General features: G+C 73.8%; 11 protein-coding genes. All 11 read left to right on the top strand.

Translation table 11 applies throughout. The annotated features are described in order from the left end of the window. The 11 genes from QUG93_RS01640 to QUG93_RS01590 all read left to right on the top strand — a co-directional run bounded on the left by QUG93_RS01640 (nt 1) and on the right by QUG93_RS01590 (nt 17,750). The gene (locus QUG93_RS01640; RefSeq protein ID WP_058729238.1) at nt 1-264 is read left to right on the top strand and encodes a F0F1 ATP synthase subunit epsilon; all 264 of its coding nucleotides are present in this window, start codon (nt 1-3) and stop codon (nt 262-264) included. Further along, nucleotides 261-1,031 carry a YaaA family protein gene (locus QUG93_RS01635; RefSeq protein ID WP_353067756.1) on the top strand — a complete coding sequence of 257 codons (771 nt, stop codon included), beginning with the start codon at nt 261-263 and terminating at the stop codon, nt 1,029-1,031. Before QUG93_RS01640 ends, QUG93_RS01635 begins: the two co-directional genes overlap by 4 nt. 133 nt (nt 1,032-1,164) lie before the next feature. Continuing rightward, entirely contained in the window at nt 1,165-1,773 is a 609-nt protein-coding gene (locus tag QUG93_RS01630) for a hypothetical protein (RefSeq protein WP_289471866.1), read from the top strand. Nucleotides 1,774-2,279: 506 nt separating this feature from the next. Continuing rightward, nucleotides 2,280-2,648, top strand: coding sequence for an FHA domain-containing protein (locus tag QUG93_RS01625; RefSeq protein ID WP_289471865.1), 369 nt, complete (start codon nt 2,280-2,282; stop codon nt 2,646-2,648). 51 nt (nt 2,649-2,699) lie between these two features. After that, nucleotides 2,700-3,524: a PP2C family protein-serine/threonine phosphatase gene (locus tag QUG93_RS01620; RefSeq protein ID WP_289471864.1), complete on the top strand. Its 825-nt coding sequence runs from the start codon at nt 2,700-2,702 to the stop codon at nt 3,522-3,524. Nucleotides 3,525-3,663: 139 nt separating this feature from the next. Next, on the top strand, nt 3,664-5,073 hold the full coding sequence (locus QUG93_RS01615; RefSeq protein ID WP_289471863.1) for a serine/threonine-protein kinase: 1,410 nt from the start codon (nt 3,664-3,666) through the stop codon (nt 5,071-5,073). After that, nucleotides 5,070-10,904, top strand: coding sequence for an Ig-like domain-containing protein (locus QUG93_RS01610; RefSeq protein ID WP_289471862.1), 5,835 nt, complete (start codon nt 5,070-5,072; stop codon nt 10,902-10,904). Before QUG93_RS01615 ends, QUG93_RS01610 begins: the two co-directional genes overlap by 4 nt. A gap of 75 nt (nt 10,905-10,979) precedes the next feature. Then, nucleotides 10,980-11,951, top strand: coding sequence for an AAA family ATPase (locus QUG93_RS01605; protein WP_289471861.1), 972 nt, complete (start codon nt 10,980-10,982; stop codon nt 11,949-11,951). Continuing rightward, a complete protein-coding gene (locus QUG93_RS01600) occupies nt 11,948-13,360 on the top strand; it encodes a DUF58 domain-containing protein (protein WP_289471860.1) in 1,413 nt (470 codons plus the stop codon). The genes QUG93_RS01605 and QUG93_RS01600 overlap by 4 nt, the downstream gene beginning before the upstream one ends. Further along, nucleotides 13,357-15,861: a transglutaminaseTgpA domain-containing protein gene (locus tag QUG93_RS01595; RefSeq protein WP_289471859.1), complete on the top strand. Its 2,505-nt coding sequence runs from the start codon at nt 13,357-13,359 to the stop codon at nt 15,859-15,861. Before QUG93_RS01600 ends, QUG93_RS01595 begins: the two co-directional genes overlap by 4 nt. Further along, the gene (locus tag QUG93_RS01590; RefSeq protein ID WP_289471858.1) at nt 15,858-17,750 is read left to right on the top strand and encodes a zinc-ribbon domain-containing protein; all 1,893 of its coding nucleotides are present in this window, start codon (nt 15,858-15,860) and stop codon (nt 17,748-17,750) included. Before QUG93_RS01595 ends, QUG93_RS01590 begins: the two co-directional genes overlap by 4 nt. The last annotated feature ends 175 nt before the right edge of the window (nt 17,751-17,925 follow it).

Raw genomic sequence — 17,925 nt, 5'->3', positions numbered from 1 at the left:
ATGGCGGCACTCACCGTGAGCGTCGTCTCGGCGGACCGTGAGGTCTGGACGGGCGACGCCACCATGGTCGTGGCACGCACGACGGAGGGCCAGATCGGTATCCTCGCAGGGCACGAGCCGCTGCTCGCCACCCTCGCGCAGGGTCAAGTCCGCATCACCCGAGCCGATGGCTCGACGGTGACGGCGGATGCCGAGGACGGCTTCCTGTCGGTCGAGCACGACACGGTCACGATCGTGGCGCGGCAGGCCGCGCTGGCGTCCTGACCGGACTGACCGTCCTCCTCCCGCCGTCCGAGACGAAGCGGGAGGGCGGGGATCCGACACGAACCCTCGACCTGGGTGCGCTGTCGTTCCCGGAACTGGCCGACGAGCGGGCCGCGGTGATCACCGCGGCCCGCTCCGTCAGTTCCGAGGAGTCCACCGCTCGGACGGCACTGAAGCTCGGCCCGAGGTCGATCGCGGAGCGCTTCCGGAACCTGGCGCTCGACGGGGCACCGACGCTGCCGGCGATCGAGCGGTACACCGGGGTCCTCTACGACCCGCTCGAGGCGGCGTCGGCGGACCAGGCCACCACCCGGTGGTGGGCGGACCACGTCGTGGTGCAGTCCGCGATGTTCGGTCCGGTCGGTGCCGGGGACCGGATCCCGGCGTACCGCCTGTCGCACGACTCACGACTCGGCGCACTGCGTCTCGCGAAGCACTGGCCTGATGCAGCCGCCAGGGCGCTCGCGACGCGGTCGAGCGGCCTCGTCCTCGACCTGCGGTCGGAGGGGTACCGGGCGCTCGGTCCGGTGTCGGACGCGGTCGTGCTCCGCGTGGTGAGCATCGGTGCCGGCGGTCGCCGCACGGCGCTGAACCACTGGAACAAGACCGCGAAGGGTCGTCTGGTGTCGCTGCTCGGGCGTTCAGCGCCGGACGTCGCGGACATGGACGACCTGGTGGCCTGGGCCGAGGAACACGGCGTCGCGGTCGAGCGGACGGCGGACGGCTGGGACCTGGTCGCCGAGAGCCTCGAGCCGGTCCGAGCCTGACCGCTGCGGGCAGCCACAGCGCGCTCGGTGACGTCACCCTTCCCCTCCTGCACAGCGCGGCTTGCTCGGACCGGCGTCCACAGACAACTCGTCGGCCCGGCCTGGAGGCCCGTCCTGCGTCACGATCTCGTGCATGACCTCGACGAGACACGGACACCCCTCCACCCTGATCCGCTACCCGCGCGAGATCGCGGCAGCCGTCACGCTCCGCGCCGCGTGCGCCGCGCTGGTCGCGGCACCGCGCGGTGACGGAGCGGCACCGGACGAGCTCGATCGCCGTCGGGCGATCGTCGTCGCCACGGCGTGCGGCGCACTGGCCACCCGCTTCGCGATGATCCGCTTCCTCGCGGCCCGGGGCGCACCGGACCCACGCCGAGTGGCCCCGTTCGACCCCTTCCACGACCCGACGCCCCCGGCACTGGGCGGATCTGGTCCAGCCCCCGACCGCGCCCGGGTACGCCTCGCCGGCGACCGGTGCGCGTCTGCGTGGCGCGTCTGGCGCGCCGACGGTGCCCCTCCCGGAGACGTCGCGATCGGCGCTGCCGGAGCGCTCGCCCTCGGGTCGTGGTGCGCCTGGGCCGTCGGGTCGTCCGCTCGCGCCGAGGTCCGGGCCCGGCACGCGATCGACACCCGTCCGGACGACCCGTTCGCCTGGCTCGTGCTCCGTTCGGTCCGCGCCGGATGCGCACCTGCGTGGTGGGGGAGTCCCGCGGGGCGGACCGGATCGTCTACGGTGGGGTGACCATGGTGGGAGAGCCGGTGCGCGAGGACGACGTCGACGACACGGTGGTCCGTGCGCGCCCGGTGGCCGCGAGCCACCGCAGCGATGGCGACCGTCCCGGCGTCAGCGTTGACGACCGTCTCGGCGTCGACGACCGTCCTGGCGATGACGACCGGGTCGCGTCTGCCGTCGCCGACACCGTCGTCCGTCCACAGCTCCCCGGTCCCGACGGATCGCAGGGGCCCGTGGGTCCGGTGGACCTCGTGGGGGACACCGTGGTGCGACCCGGTCGCCATCGCGCGCCGGACGGTCCGCCGACCCCGTCGCCAGGCGAGTCGCCGGTCGACGGGGCCGTGCCCCGTGACCGGAGCCGCCGCGCCGTCGTCGGCGACGTCCGAGGCAGCGCCGCCGGCGCCCACGCGGTGCCGACGCCCCCACCCGGACCGCCGGGTGCGACTGCCGGGGCCGCGCCGGGCCTCCCGGCCGAGCCGCCGCACCGGGTCTCCACTCGTGTCCCGTCCGTCCGCGTGGCCGGACGGGTCGTCCGGCTCGACCACCCGGTGGTCGTGGGCCGCAGGCCAGCACTGCCCCGTGTCGTGCGCGGCCCGGAGCCGGAACTGCTGACGGTGCCGTCGCCGGGCGGCCAGGTCTCGTCCTCGCACCTGCTCGTGCACGCCGAGGGTGAGGCCGCAGTGGTGGACGACCTGCGGTCGACCAACGGCACCGTCGTCCGGCCGCCTGGAGCCGCACCCTTCCGCATGGCAGCGGGTGCGTCGATCGTCGTCCTGACCGGTACGCTCGTCGAGATCGGTGACGACAACGTCATCGAGGTCCTGTCGCCGCACCTGCGGGCCGGACCGGACGACGGCCTTCCTCCGTTCCCGTCGGTCCCGTGACGGACCGACCGACCGGCACGCCCCCGACCCCCAGAGAGCGATCCTGAAACCGTGACCGAACTCGGCCGAGCTGCCACCGAGCACGCCATCGACGTCCCCGGGTCCGCCGCAGGCGCCCCCCTGACGCTCTCGTGGGGTGCCGCCACCGACGTCGGACGTCGTCGCGACCACAACGAGGACAGCTACCTGGTGGGCGCGCCGTTCTTCGTCGTCGCCGACGGCATGGGCGGCCACCTCGCGGGCGACCGCGCCAGCGACGCGGTCGTCCGACGTCTCGACCAGGTCACCGACGGTCCGTTCACGAGCCGGCAGCACATCCAGCGCGCGCTCCTGCTCGCGACGGCGGACATCGAGCGTGCCGCGGGCGGCAACGCCCTGGGTGCCGGCACCACCGTGACCGGGTTGGCGCTCGTCGCCGCACAGGGGCAGCCGGCTGCGCTCGTCTTCAACGTCGGCGACTCCCGGACCTACCGGATCGAGGACGGGTCGCTCCGTCGGGTGACCGTCGACCACTCGGTGGTGCAGGAGATGGTGGACGCCGGCCTGCTCCGTGCCGAGGACGCAGAGCAGCACCCGGACAGCAACGTGATCACCCGAGCGGTCGGCTTCGGCGAGCCGCCCGAGCCGGACTGGTGGACGCTCCCGCTGCGCGCCGGCGACCGGTACATCGTCTGCTCCGACGGACTCACGAAGGAGCTCGGCGACGTCGGCATCGCCCGCATCGCCGCTCGCGTGCCCTCGGCACAGGCCCTCGCCGAGCGTCTGGTCGGTGACGCCGTGGTGGCGGGTGGGCGAGACAACGTCACCGTCGTCGTCGTCCAGGTCGATGCCGCACCGCTCGACGCGGACGTCGAGGACACCCTGCCGCGCCACTGAGTGCGCCCCCCGAAGTGGGGGATGGATCCTGTCCACAGCTGCCAGGCCGGGCTCCGGGTCCCCGGGTCCGCTTCGTACAATGACCTGGCCCCGTGACGGAAGGGCCGGCCAGCCGAGGCCGGGGAAGGGAAGGACGCAGATGGCTCGACGCCTGCCGTCCGACCCGCCCGTGATCCCCGGCTTCAGTCCCGTGCACGTGCTGGGTTCCGGCGGGTTCGCCGACGTGTTCCTGTACGAGCAGGACATGCCCCGCCGCCAGGTGGCGGTGAAGGTCCTGCTGGACGAGGTCGTCGACGACCGCGTGCGGCAGATGTTCCAGGCCGAGGCGAACCTGATGGCGCGGCTCAGCACGCACCCGTCGATCCTCACCGTGTTCCAGGCGAGCATCGCGGCCGACGGCCGCCCGTACCTCGTTATGGAGCTGTGCTCGTCCTCGCTGAGCGAGCGGTACCGGCGCGAGCCCGTGCCCGTGTCCGAAGTGCTGTCGATCGGGGTCCGGATCGGTTCCGCGCTCGAGACGGCCCACCGCGAGGGCGTCCTGCACCGTGACGTGAAGCCGTCGAACATCCTCAGGACCGCCTACGGCAACCCCGTCCTGTCCGACTTCGGCATCGCGGCCACGATCGGCAGTGCCGACCCCGACGAACCCGTGGGCATGTCGATCCCGTGGTCCGCGCCGGAGGTGCTCGGCGACGAGTCGCGCGGCACCATCCAGTCCGAGGTGTACTCGCTCGCGGCCACGGTCTGGTCGCTGCTCGCCGGTCGCAGTCCGTTCGAGGTCCGCGGCGGGAAGAACACGGCTGCCGACCTGATGGACCGCATCGACAAGGGCGGCGTGAAGCCGACCGGACGGACCGACGTCCCGCCGTCCCTCGAGCGCCTGCTCGCGACGGCGATGTCGCGCCGGGCGTCCTCACGCCCGGCGACCGTCATGGAGCTCGTACGCGGCTTCCAGCAGGTCGAGGCGGAACTCGGCCTCCCGCAGACCCCCGCGGACGTCGCGGTCGAGTCGTGGGCGGTGGCCACGCCGTCCTCGGAGGGCGACCGCACCGTGGTCCGTGCGCTGCAGGCTCCGTCCCGCGTCGGTGGCCGGCGGCGGACCCGACGCGCCGTGCAGGGCGGCACCTCGGTGGGCGTGCAGAGCGTCGGGACGGTGCACCGCACGGGCTCGGCCACGCGTGTGCGCCGCAGGGACCGGTCCACGCTGGTGTGGGTGGGTGCCGCCGGAGCGGTCGTCGTGGCGGCCCTCGCGGTGGTCAGCGTGCTCCTCGTCACCCGGACGGGGACGGGCTCGATCCCGTCGGTCTCCGACGTCGAGGCCCGCGCCGGCGCTGACTCGGTGTCGTTCAGCTGGTCCGATCCCGGTCTCCGTGCCGGCGACACCTACGTCATCACCTCGGACGGCGCGACGAGCCAGCAGACCGGCACCACGTTCGTGGTCTCCGGCGAGGCCGGCGCCGAGCAGTGCGTCACCGTCGCGGTCAACCGTGACGGCAAGACCGGCGCCGCGAGCGCGGAGCAGTGCGGCACGATCGGCGGCGCCGGGTGATCCGGGCCTTCCTGGCGAAGCACCGGTCGGCCGCCGTGTCGGTGGGCGCATCGGTGCTCGTGGGTGCCGTCGTCGCCACCGCGGCGGTCGTGTCGACCGGGTACCACACACAGCGGGTCGACCTCGGTGACGGAACCGTGTGGGTGCCCTCGGCTGAGTACGGGGCACTCGGTCGAGCGAACACCGGGGTGCTCGAGCTGAACACCGCGGTGGAGGCACCGAGCGACGACCTGTCGGTCCTGCAGCGCGGCGCCGACGTGTACAGCGTCGACGGGACGAAGGGCACGGTCGCGAAGGTCGACGTCGCGAACGCGACGGTCGGTGACGCGGTCACGCTGCCGGCGGGATCCCCACGCGTGTTCTTCGCCGGCGACACGGCGGTCATCGGCAACGGCGACACGGGGGAGCTGTGGGCGACCCCGGCAGGTGACCTCGCCGACTTCGACGCCTCGACCAAGGCCGACCTGACCCTCGGGGCGGACGCCGTCTTCGATGCGTCGGACCGCCACGTGGCCGTCTACTCACCGCGCACCGGGCGGGCCGCGCTCGTGGACGTCGGCACGGGACTCACCGTCGAGCGCCGGTGGGACGTCCGGTTCGACCGGTCGCACGACTTCCAGGTCGCGTCCTTCGGGGACCACGTCGCCGTGCTCGACCGGACCTCGGGCGAGCTCGCCGTCGACGGACGGAAGACCGACCTCGGCGACCGCGTCGGTGCGGCCCCCGCGCTCCAGCGCTCGTCGGACTCGACGTCCGCGGTCGTCGTCGCAGGCACGGCCGGACTCGTCCGCGTCTCGGCATCCGGACAGGTCGACCGGACGCTGCTCCGCGTGTCCGGACGCGCGGCCCGACCGACGGTCGTGGGCGCGTGCACGTACGCGGCCTGGTCCGGTGGCCAGGCGATGGACTCCTGCCGGGGCAGCGGTCTGCAGCGTCTCGCGCAGACCGCGGACGCAGCAGACCTGCAGATCGTGCACAACGGCGCGACGGTCGTCGCGAACGACCCGCGCAGTGGCCGTTCCTGGGCGATCGACCGCAGCGGACAGCTCATCGACAACTGGTCGGACCTCGTCGACCGACAGGACGAGCAGCAGCAGGAACGGGTCTCGGACGACGACCCGCAGGTCGACAAGGACCAGAAACCGCCGGTCGCCGTCGACGACGACCTGGGCGCGCGGCCCGGTCGGACGACGAGCCTGCCGGTCCTGCTCAACGACCACGACCCCAACGGCGATCCGCTCGTGGTCAGCGACGTCGGCAGCATCGACGCCGGCACCGGGAGCGTCGCGGTGGTCGGCGACGGCCAGCGCCTGCAGGTCACCCTCGCTGCGGATGCGAAGGGCACGGTGTCGTTCCCGTACACGATCACGGACGGCAACGGGGGGTCCGACACCGCGACCGTGCGGGTGACGGTCCGACCCGACTCCGAGAACGAGGCGCCGCGACAGGTCCGCAGCACCTCGGCCGACGTCGTGCAGAACGGGCACGTCGTCACCGACGTGCTCTCCGACTGGGTCGATCCCGACGGGGACCCGGTCTACCTCGAGTCGGCGTCGGCGGACGGCGACCAGGTCTCGACCACCCCTGACGGGCTGCTCGACTTCCGCAACGCGAGCGGGCGCACGGGCGAGCGCTCGGTCCAGCTCGTGGTGAGCGACGGACGCGACCGCGGGCGTGGGGCGATGACGGTGCGGGTCGCGAAGCAGGGGAGCGTGCCCCTGCACGCGGACGCCTTCGCCGCGCAGGGCTACGCCGGCAAGCCCTTCACCGTGGACCCGCTCGACCACGTCCGTGGGGGCAACGGTCCGCTCACGCTGACGAGCGTCTCGTCGTCGGACGGCCTGACGGTGACGCCGTCCTACGACGCCGGCACCTTCCGGGTGCAGGGCGCCGGCGCCGGGGACCACCAGCTCGAGTACACCGTGACCGACGGCACCAAGACGGCCAGCGGCGTCGTGCGCATCACCGTGCTCGCGCCACCCGACGCCTCGACCCCGCCGATCACCACCCCGAAGACCGTCTTCGTGAACACCCTGTCCACGAAGGACACCGACGTCACGGCGACCGACACCGACCCGGCGGGCGGGGTGCTGATGGTGACCGCGCTGGACGGACCGGCGGCGGACAGCGGTGTACGGGCCAGCATCCTCGACCAGCACGTCGTACGCGTGACGCTCACCGCACCCCTCGACGGCCCGGTGTCGTTCCGGTACACCGAGTCGAACGGCCTCGCGACCGCGACCGGCACGATCACGGTGGTCGAGATCCCGAAGCCGGACCGCATCCAGCCGCCCGTGGCGCAGGCGGACTCGGCGACGGTGCGCGTCGGTGACGTGGCCGACATCGACGTCCTGGCGAACGACACACAGCCCGAGGGCGAGCCCCTCACGCTCGAACCCGAGCTCGTGCAGAACGTGCCCGGCGACGGCGGGCTGCTCTTCGTGTCCGGCGACCGGCTCCGCTACCTCGCACCGGAGACACCGGGCAACCACACGGCCGTCTACCGCGTCGCCGGCCCGGACGGGCAGTACGCCGACGCGACCGTGTCGATCTCGGTCCGCGAGCGTGACGCGGCGACGAACACCCCGCCCGTCCCGCAGACGGTCACGGCCCGGGTGGTCGCCGGGCAGTCCGTGCGGGTCACCGTGCCGCTCGACGGCATCGACCCGGACGGCGACTCGGTCCAGCTCGTCGGCATCGCGGACAACCCGGTGAGGGGATCGGTCAGCGACGTCACCTCGGACGCGCTGACCTACGACGCCGGGGACTACTCCGCGGGGACCGACGAGTTCACGTACACGGTGGTCGACGCCCTGGGTGCGCGGGCGACGGGGACCGTCCGGATCGGGATCAGCCCCCGGGCCGAGCAGGCCGCGAACCCGGTGGCGCAGGCCGACCACGTCACGATCCGGCCGGGTGGTTCGGTGACCGTCCGGGTCCTGCAGAACGACTCCGACCCGGAGGGCGGCCAGCTCTCCGTCACGGCGGCCGAAGCGACCGCCGACGGCGTGACCGCGGAGGTCCTGCGACGCAGCCAGGTCCGCGTGACCCCGCCGCGATCGGCGACCGAGGGCGACTTCGCCGTCCTCTACACCGTGACGAACCCGAGCGGCGGCTCGAGCACCGCATTCCTCACGGTCACCGTGGACCAGGACGCGCCACCGCTCCGTCCCGAGGTCGAGGACACGACGCTCGACCTGCAGGACATCCTGCGACGACAGAACGTGACCGTCGACGTGCTCCGCAACGTCTTCTTCGCCGAGGGTTCGACGTCGCGGCTCGCCGTCGGTGTGGTCGACGGGTACGGCGACACCGCGCGCGTGACCCCGGACCGCCGCATCACCGTGCAGCTCACCGACGCGTCACAGGTGATCCCGTTCTCCGTGGCGCGGACGGACCATCCCGACGTCGTGTCCTACGGGTTCATCCACGTCCCCGGGTTCGACGACGCCCTGCCGCAGGTCGACCGCAGCGCAGGGGTCGTGACCGTGAAGAGCGAGGCGACGGTCCGGATCCCACTCGACCGCTACGTCGTCACGGCGAACGGCCGCACCGCACAGCTCACGGACCGCGGCACCGTGAAGGCGACGCACGCGAACGGGCAGGAGCTGGTCGTCGACCGGTCCACGCTGCAGTTCACGTCGTCGAAGTTGTACTACGGCAACGCGTCGATCTCGTTCGAGGTCACCGACGGGTCCGCCGCGAACGGCGGCAAGGGCCGGGTGGCGACGCTCGTCCTCCCGATCAAGGTGACGCCGCGATCGAACCAACCACCCGCGTTCACCGGCTCCACGATCGACATGCAGCCCGGCGACACACGGACCATCGACCTCACGAAGCTGACCGACTACCCCTACCCGGACGACGTCCGCGAGCTCCGGTACTCGGTCGTCAGCCAGCCCGGGCAGGGGACGACCGCGACCGTCCAGGGCCAGCAGCTGCGGATCGCCGTCGCCGAGACGGCGCCGAAGGACACGACGGCGTCGATCGGGATCGGTGTCGGTGACGACACGAACGCCGGCCGGGCCGGCGTCGTGCAGATCGGCATCGTCGGGTCGACACTGCCGCTCGTGCAGCCCGGAGCGGACCGCGCCGTGGTCGAGCGTGGGAGGACGTCGACCATCGACGTCCTCGCCAACGACCAGGCCACCAACCCCTTCCCCGACGAGCCGCTGCGGGTCGTGGCGATCCGCGGCCTCGCCGGCGCCCTGCCCGCTGGCGTCAGCGTGACGCCGAGCGCCGACCGCTCCCGCCTGCAGGTCGCCGTGTCCCGGAGCGCGAAGCCCGTCGACGCCCATCTGCAGTACCAGGTCGCCGACGCCACGCGCGATCCGAGCCGGTCCGTCTGGGCGGACGTGACCGTCTCGGTGCAGGACGTGCCCGACGCCCCGGGTGCGCCGAGCCGGACCGGTACCTTCCGTGGCGGTCAGGCCACCCTGTCGTGGGCGGCACCCCAGGCGAACAACTCGCCCATCACCGGCTACCGCATCGAGGGCACGAACGGCATCGCGGAGGACTGCGGGACCTCGACGGTGTGCACGATCACCGGACTCGACCCGGCGGCGTCCTACCGGTTCTCGGTCGTCGCGACGAACGCCGTCGGCGACTCCGCGCCGTCGGCGACGTCCGCTGCCATCAGTGCCGACTTCGTGCCCGCCGCGCCGAAGGGCCTGCGCGTCACGCCGAGCAGCACGACCCCGGACCAGCTCGACGTCACGTGGGACGCCGTCAGCACGCCGAACGGTGGGTCCGCCGTGTCGAACCACGTCGTCACGATCGAGGGTCCGGGCCTCTCGAGCACCAGGAACACCGGAACGGCGACCAGCGTGTCGTTCCCCGGCGCGCAGAGCGGCGCGGAGTACACCGTCCGTGTCTCCGCCCGCAACGCCGCCGACCGCGACGGGAGCCCGGTCCAGTGGAACACGGCATCCGCGACCGGGGCGGCGGTCGGCGCGCCGGCCACCCCGCAGCTGAGCGCGACCGGTGCCGCGGACGGCGACGCGACCGCGGTCTCGCTCCGCGCCTCCGAGTCGGACTGGGCGGGCGGCAGCGCGAACTGGCGGATCGCGAAGTACTCGAGCGCCACCCCGATCCCCTCGGGGTGCTCGACGACCGGCGCCGAGTACGTGTGGAACGGCGCGACGGCGAACGACCGGATCACGAGCCAGTACCGGTACGTCGCGCTCGCGGACAACGGTCTGTTCTGCACGGCGTCCCAGCCGGCGGCGGTCCAGGGCTTCCGCACGCCGGACGCACCGACCGGCAGCGTCGACGCGGTGCAGGATTCCGGGAGCTCGCCGACGTGGGGACTCCGAGCCACCGCTGTGGGAACGTCGCCCTACCTGTACTACTCGGTGAACGGGGGAACGCCGGTGCGGTTCTCGGGCTCGGCGGCGCTGGGCGCCGGGTCGGGGTACGGCCTCGAGACGACCGTCGTCTTCACCTCCTGTGCAACCGAGGGCCAGTACTGCGCGTCCAGCGAGCCGGTGCGGGCCATCGCCTTCACGACCCGTGCGAGCGTGGCGAGCGCGGTCGTGGGTCAGGCACCGGTGGTGAACGCACCGGACAACAACGGCCGCATCGGCCCCGACGGGTACCAGGTCTCGTACTGCCGGACCGGGTTGGTCCTGGTCTGCTCGGACACGAATCCGGACACCAACGCGCCCTGGTCGACCTCGGACCCCGTCCCCGACGGCTACGACTCCATCCGTGTCAAGGCGACCGTGAACGGGAAGCAGGACCCGGTCGGCGCCGTCCGCGACGTCACCGGCCAAGCCGCGCCCGCCGACCCGCCGCCCGCCGGAAACCCGGGCGACCCTGCCGCGGGCTAGAGTTCCGACCCGCCGACCCGACGATCCGCCGACCCGCCGAGCACCACGAGCCCTTCGAGAACGAGGACCCACCGCATGAGCATGACCCCCGAGCAGGCCACCTGGTTCGCCGACGTCGCCGGCCGCGTCGTGACCAACGTCGAGCAGGTGCTCCTCGGGAAGACGTTCGTGATCCGGCTCGCCGTCACCGCCATGCTCAGCGAGGGCCACCTGCTGCTCGAGGACGTCCCCGGCACGGGCAAGACGAGCCTCGCCCGTGCGCTGGCGCAGAGCGTGCAGGGGACCACGAACCGCATCCAGTTCACGCCGGACCTGCTGCCCGGCGACATCACTGGCATCAGCGTCTACGACCAGCGCACGCAGGAGTTCGACTTCCACCGCGGCCCGGTGTTCGCGAACATCGTCCTCGCCGACGAGATCAACCGCGCCAGCCCGAAGACGCAGTCCGCGCTGCTCGAGGCGATGGAGGAGGCCGCCGTCACGGTCGACGGCGTGAACCACCGGCTCGCGGCGCCCTTCATGGTCATCGCGACGCAGAACCCCGTCGAACAGGCGGGCACGTACCGTCTGCCGGAGGCGCAACTGGACCGCTTCCTGATGCGAGCGTCGATCGGGTACCCCGACCACGCCGCGACCGTGCGCATCCTCGAGACCGCGTCGGCGCCGTCAGCGTCGGTGCCGCTCCCGAGCGTCGTGCCGGCCGCGACCGTCACCGAGATGGCGGCGCTCGCCCGGACCGTCCACGTCGACCCGACCATCGCCGACTACGTGGCGCGTCTCGTCGACGCGACCCGCGGAGCGAGCGAGGTCCGACTCGGGGTCAGCGTTCGCGGCGCGATGGGCCTCGTCCGGGCAGCGCGTGTCTACGCGGCGGTGCAGGGACGCCACTACGTGACGCCGGACGACGTGAAGGCCCTCGCCGTCCCGGTGCTCGCGCACCGCCTGGTGCTCGACGCCGAGGCCGAGTTCGACGGCGTCAGCGCCACGAGCGTCGTGGCGCAGCTCCTCGTGGAGACCCCGCCACCCGCCGACCGAGCGGTGTCGTGACCGACCGCCGTCCCGTCGCGACGAGGTCGCGCCGCTCGGCGACGCGGTCGCGGCGCGGCCCGGCCGTCACCGAGCGCACCACCACGGTCGCCGGGCTCACCAACGTGCGCACCCGCCTGGTCGGTGACCGTGAGGGGGTGGCCGCGGATGCGGTCGTCGGCCTCGCGAAGGCCTGGGCAGCGGCCTGGAGGCTCCTCCGACGCGGGTGGGCAGAGGTCTCGTCCGTGATCACCGGCCTGGGTTGGACGGTCGCCGCCGTCACGCTCGTCGCCTTCGTGGTCGGGTACCGGTTCGGGTTGCGCGAGGTGGTGGTGGTCGGCTTCGCCGGCGCAGTGCTCGTGGTCGTCGCCGCGGTCGCGCTCGTGGGCCGGTCGCGACTCGTCGTGCGGATGCGCCTGCCCCAGCACCGGGTCGCCGTCGGCGACGCCGCCGGGGTGGTCGTCACGGCGGAGAACCCGGCGCGCCTGCCGTCGGTCCCCACGACGGTCGAGGTCCCCGTCGGTGCCGGTCTGGTCGACGTCGCGATCCCCGCCGTCGCGCCGCAGGGGACGTTCGACCAGGAGGTGCCCGTCCCGACGGTCCGGCGCGGCGTGCTCGACGTCGGTCCGGTCACGAGCGTCCGGGCCGACCCGGTCGGCCTCGTCCGGCGCGAGGTCGTCTGGACCGCCCGCGAGCAGGTCATCGTGCACCCGCGGACGATCGCGATCCCGTCGAGCAGCACCGGGCTGGTCCGCGACCTCGAGGGTCAGGCGACGACGGACCTGTCGCCCGCGGACATCGCCTTCCACGCGATCCGCGAGTACATGCCCGGTGACGACCCGCGCACCATCCACTGGCGGTCCACCGCGAAGTCCGGCTCCCTCATGGTGCGGCAGTTCGAGGACACCCGGCGGTCGCACCTCGTCGTCGCACTCGCGACCGGTCGGGGCGAGTTCACCGACGACGACGAGTTCGAGCTGGCCGTGAGCGCTGCGGCGTCCCTGGGCACCCGGGCGGTCCGCGACGGCCGGGAGGTCTCGGTCGTCGTCTCCGAGCGGACCCCCGAGTTCGCCGCGCGTGCGGTCTACGCCGTGCACCGGTTGCCCACGGTCACCCCGACCCGGCTCCTCGACGAGTTCGCGACCGTGGGGCTCTCGGACTCGTGCCTCCCCGTCGCCGAGGTCGCCCGGATCGTCGGGACGGACACCGCGGGTATCTCCGTCGCGTTCCTCGTGGTCGGGTCCTCGGTCGGGTTGCCGGCCCTGCGCCTCGCCGCGACACGCTTCCCCGTCGGGGTCGAGGTCGTCGCGGTCCGGTGCGAGCCCGAGGCGCCGCCGCGCTTCCTCCGCGTCGCCGGACTGACCGTGGTCACCATCGGCTACCTCGACGACCTGCGTCAGGCCCTGCACCGATCGGCGGCTGCGGCGTGAGCGCGCCGGTGAGCGCCGCGCGGCGGACGACCCGGCGAGCGGATCGTCGCTCGGACCGCCGCCGCGCCCCGTTGCGCCTGGCGGGCGGCACGCTCACGGTGTGGCTCCTCGTCACGGTGGCGAGCACCGTCTGGTGGCCGGTGCACCGCGACGGGTCGATGGTCGTCGCCGGGGTGACCGCCGTGGTAGCCGGGTCCGTGGTCGCCCTCGCCGGGACCCTCGCGCGACTGCCCGCCGTCGCGGTGGGGGTGCTCACGGTCGCGGTCTTCGCGCTGACGGGCGTGCCGGCCGCGGTGCCGGACGAAGCCGCGGGGGTCCTGCCGACCGGCCCGGGACTCGTCGACCTGTTCGCCGGGGTCGCCCTCGACTGGAAGCGGTTGGTGACCATCAGCCTGCCGGTCGGCTCCTACGAGTCCCTGCTCGTCCCCTACTTCGTGACGACCCTCGTCGCCACCGTGACCGCCGTGAGCGTCGCGACCCGTGCCTCCCGGCCGGAGACCGCCAGCATCCCGGCGCTCGTGCTCTTCGCGGCGGGCGTCCTGGTCGGGCCGAGCGAGCTGGACGTCCCGGTGGCGACCGCGGTCGTGCTCGGCGGCGTCGCGCTCGTGTGGGCGCTGACGGTGCGGCACACGCGGCGAGCGGTGGCGGTCGCGACGACCGTCGGCGCACGGGTGCCGGCGTGGCGCTCGGTCGTCCGACCGGCGCTCGTCGGCACCGGCACGATCGTGGCGGCCGCGGTCGTCGCGACCGGCCTCGGGCTCGTCGCGCCGCCGACGGCCGGTCGGACGGTGGCGCGCACCGACGTCGTCAAGCCCTTCGACCCGCGTGACGAGGTCAGCCCGTTGAGCGGGTTCCGGTCGTACGAGGAAGCCTCCGTGGCGGACGCCGCGCAACTGCGTGTCACGGGCCTGCCGCGGGGCGGCTTCGTGCGGATCGCCACGCTCGACACGTACGACGGCGTCGTCTACCGGGTGGGCGGCGACGACGGGTCGTCCGCGTCCGGGACCTTCGAGCGCGTGCCGACCACCGTGGACGTCCGCGGTGTCCGCGGCGACGACGTCCGTGTCGACGTCGACGTCGACGGCTACCGCGGGGTGTGGCTGCCGACGGTCGGTGCCCTGGAGTCGGTGACGTTCCGCGGCAGGGACGCGGATCGTGACCGCGCAGCGTTCTTCTACGACCGCACCACGGCGACCGGTGCCGTCGTCGGTGGGGTCCGCGCGGGCACGCGGTACGACCTCACCGCGGTGCTGCCCGACCAGCCGGACGACGAGCAGCTCGCCTCCGCTCGGCCGGGGACCGCGTCGGTGCCCGACCCGACCGGGGTGCCGGACGCGGTGCGGGAACGCGTGGACGCGACGACCGGGGACGCCGCGACCGACGGGGCGAAGCTCGTCGCCGTCGTCGAGTCGCTCAAGCGCACGGGCTACGTCAGCCACGGCGTGGGTGACGACCGCGCGAGCCGTTCCGGACACGGCGCCGACCGGATCCAGGAACTGCTGACGGCGCCGCTCATGATCGGCGACCAGGAGCAGTACGCCGTCGCCGCCGCACTGATGGCCCGCCAGATCGGCTTCCCCTCGCGGGTGGTGATGGGGTTCACCGCCGGAGGCGACTCCGGTGGCACGACCGGATCCGGCACCGGCGCGGGCGGGACGACGACCCTCCGCGGGTCCGACGTGACGGCGCGTGTCGAGGTGGACACGGCCCAGTGGGGGTGGGTGATGCTCAACCCGAACCCCGTCGTCCGGGAGATCCCGGACGAGCAGGACCAGACGCCGCAGCCGGTCACCCGACCGGAGACCGTGGTGCCGCCGCCGCCCGTCGAGCAGCAGGACCAGGACCAGCAGGCGCCGCCGCAGAGCGATCGGGACACCCCGCCCGTGCAGCCGCTGTGGTTGCAGATCCTGCTCGCGGCGTTGCCGTGGGTGCTCGGGACACTCGGACTCGCCGTGCTGGTGCTCCTGCCCTTCGCCGTCGTGGTGCTGCTGAAGCGGGCGCGACGGCGGCGGCGACGACGGGCGCCGACGCCGCGGGCACGCGTCACCGGGGCATGGGACGAGTACCGCGACGCCCTGGTCGACCGTGGGCACGAGGTCGGCCGGGCCGCCACACGTCGTGAGGCGGTGGTGGGTGCCCCCGGCGAGGGCGGGACGGGGCTCGCAGCACTGGCCGACCGGAGCGTGTTCGGACCGGACGACGTCGACCCGGGTACCGCGGACCGGATGTGGGCGGCGACGGGCGCGGCGATCGCGAGCCTGCGTGCCGGGCGGACCCGGCGGGAGCGGTGGCGTGCAGCCGTCTCGCTCCGGTCCCTGCGGAACGGAGACCTCCGGGCATCGCGGAGCCGTCCGAGGACGTCCGGACCGGCGCGGGACACGACGACGGGCGTCGCGGTGGTCGACCGTGACGACCAGGGTCGTCGCGGAGGGCGTGACTACGATGGTCCGCAGGCCGGCGAGCGTCGTGGACGGCCGAGTGAGGACAGAGGCGAACCGTGATCAGATGCGAACACTGCGGATCGACACTGCCCGACGGGGCGATCTTCTGCGGTGAGTGCGGTCGGTCGGTGAACGTCTCGGCGAACCGTCGACCGGCACCTCCTGCGCCCCTCGACGACACCCCGCCGCCGCCGCTCCAGCAGCCGGACCAGCACGGTCGGCACCCCGACCCTGCAGCCGAGGCGTGGCTCCCCGAAGCGACGCTCGATCCGGCGACCCGCGCGTGGTTGACCGGCGCGGACCGCCAGCGTGACACGGGTCCGGTCGTCCCGGTCGACCGTCCCTCGGCGCCGACGCCGGCGCCGTTGCAGGCGCCGGAGCACGTCAACGGTGCCGTCCCGGGCGTGCGGGACTGGGCCGACGTCGGGCGTCCGGACGTCGACCGCGTCCGGGAGCCCGACCCCGCTGCACCGCTCCAGGCCGAGCCGTCGCTCGACCCCGATGCGCAACCCGTGACGCCCGGCGCTCCCGTGATCGACGGCGAGGTCGAGGACCCGGAGCACACGCGCGTGGCGCCGCCCCGCGACGACCCGCGACCGGTCGACGACGCCTCGGCCGCGGCATCCGCCCGGACCGGTGCCTGGGCACCGCCGACCCAGCAGCCGCCCGCAGCTCCGTCCCGTCCGTCGTGGTGGGTCGGACGCGGGACCGCTCCCGCCGAGCCGCCGGTGGTCGACCAGGACGAGGGCGGGGCACCGGGACCGGAGCAGCAGGCCCGGCCCGGAGACACCGCGGTCGTCGAGCCCCTCGTCGACCGGCGCCCGGCGCCCACCCCGCTCGTCGCCCCGGGGAGTGGACCGGCGACGTGCCCGGTGTGCGGTCACACCCTGGAGCCCGACGACATCTTCTGCGCGGAGTGCGGCGCCGTCCGTCCGGCCGTGACCGCGGCGTTCACCGGCCCGGTCGTCCCGCTGCCGATGGCCCGCCCGGACTGGGCCGCAGACGACCAGCTACCCACCCTCGACCAGCAGGGCCCGGATCAGGAGGACGGCGACCAGCAGGGGCCGGATCAGCAGGACGGCGACCAGCAGGACGGCGGCGAGCAGCCCGACGCGCAACGGGCGGACGATCGCCCCGTCGGCGATGCGGGCGACGGTTCGCCCAGCGACACCGACGACGCGAGCGGCGACTCGGCTGCCGCGACCGACGACGCCCCCGTCGGTCCGGCCGCTTCGGCGGGTTCGGCCGCTCCGGCCGTCGCAGAACCGGTCGGGCAGGCGCGCCACGCCGCTCCGGACGGTCTGACGGACAGCCCGCCCGTCCAGGTCCCCGAGGACACCCCGCGCACGCCGATCCGTCCTCGTGGTGCGCACGCCGACGCGGACGACGCTGTGGACCGTGCGTCGAGTGTGCCGTCAGCCCCGATGTCGCCCACGGTGCCGTCGACGGCACCGCTCCCGGACCTCGGTGCGCTGCCGCCGACCGTCGCACCGCTGCCGCCGCTGCCGGGCACGACCGCCCCGGTCCTGCCCCCGGCGGGCGGCGGCCAGCCGCCGTCGAGCGGCGAGACGGACGACGACGAGGACGTCGAGGAGACCCGCATCGTCACGAAGACCACGTCGGACGCTCCCTTCGTGCTGCACTTCAGCACGGGGGAGCGGTCCGCCGTGCACGGCACCGGGCTCCTCGGACGCCTGCCCCGCCCACAGCCCGGCGAGCGGTTCGACGACCTGCTCACCGTGCACGACCCGGGCAAGTCGGTGTCGAAGACGCACCTCGAACTGGGCCGCGACGGTGACGACCTGTGGGTGTCGGACCGGTTCTCGGGCAACGGCACGGTGGTCCGGCACATCGACGGCAGCATCCGCCGCTGCGAGCCCGGGCGCCGCTACCGGGTCGAACGCGGAGCGCGCGTGGACATCGGGGAGCAGTTCTTCCTCGTGCAGTGACCGGCGGTCGGCCGCGCTCCTGCACAGGCGATGCCGACTGCCGACTCCTCCACAGCCTGCCCGGCGTGCCGGTCCCGCAGAGTGCGGGGCTGCTTCGCTCGGACCGTGACCCCCTTGGCCGCGCGCTCCTGCCTCGTCGGCACCGCGGTCGTGCTCGCGATCGTCGGGGTTTTCG

The sequence above is a fragment of the Curtobacterium caseinilyticum genome, from assembly GCF_030363035.1.
GTDB classification, from domain to species: domain Bacteria; phylum Actinomycetota; class Actinomycetes; order Actinomycetales; family Microbacteriaceae; genus Curtobacterium; species Curtobacterium caseinilyticum.
This window is presented reverse-complemented; position numbering and strand designations above follow the sequence as displayed.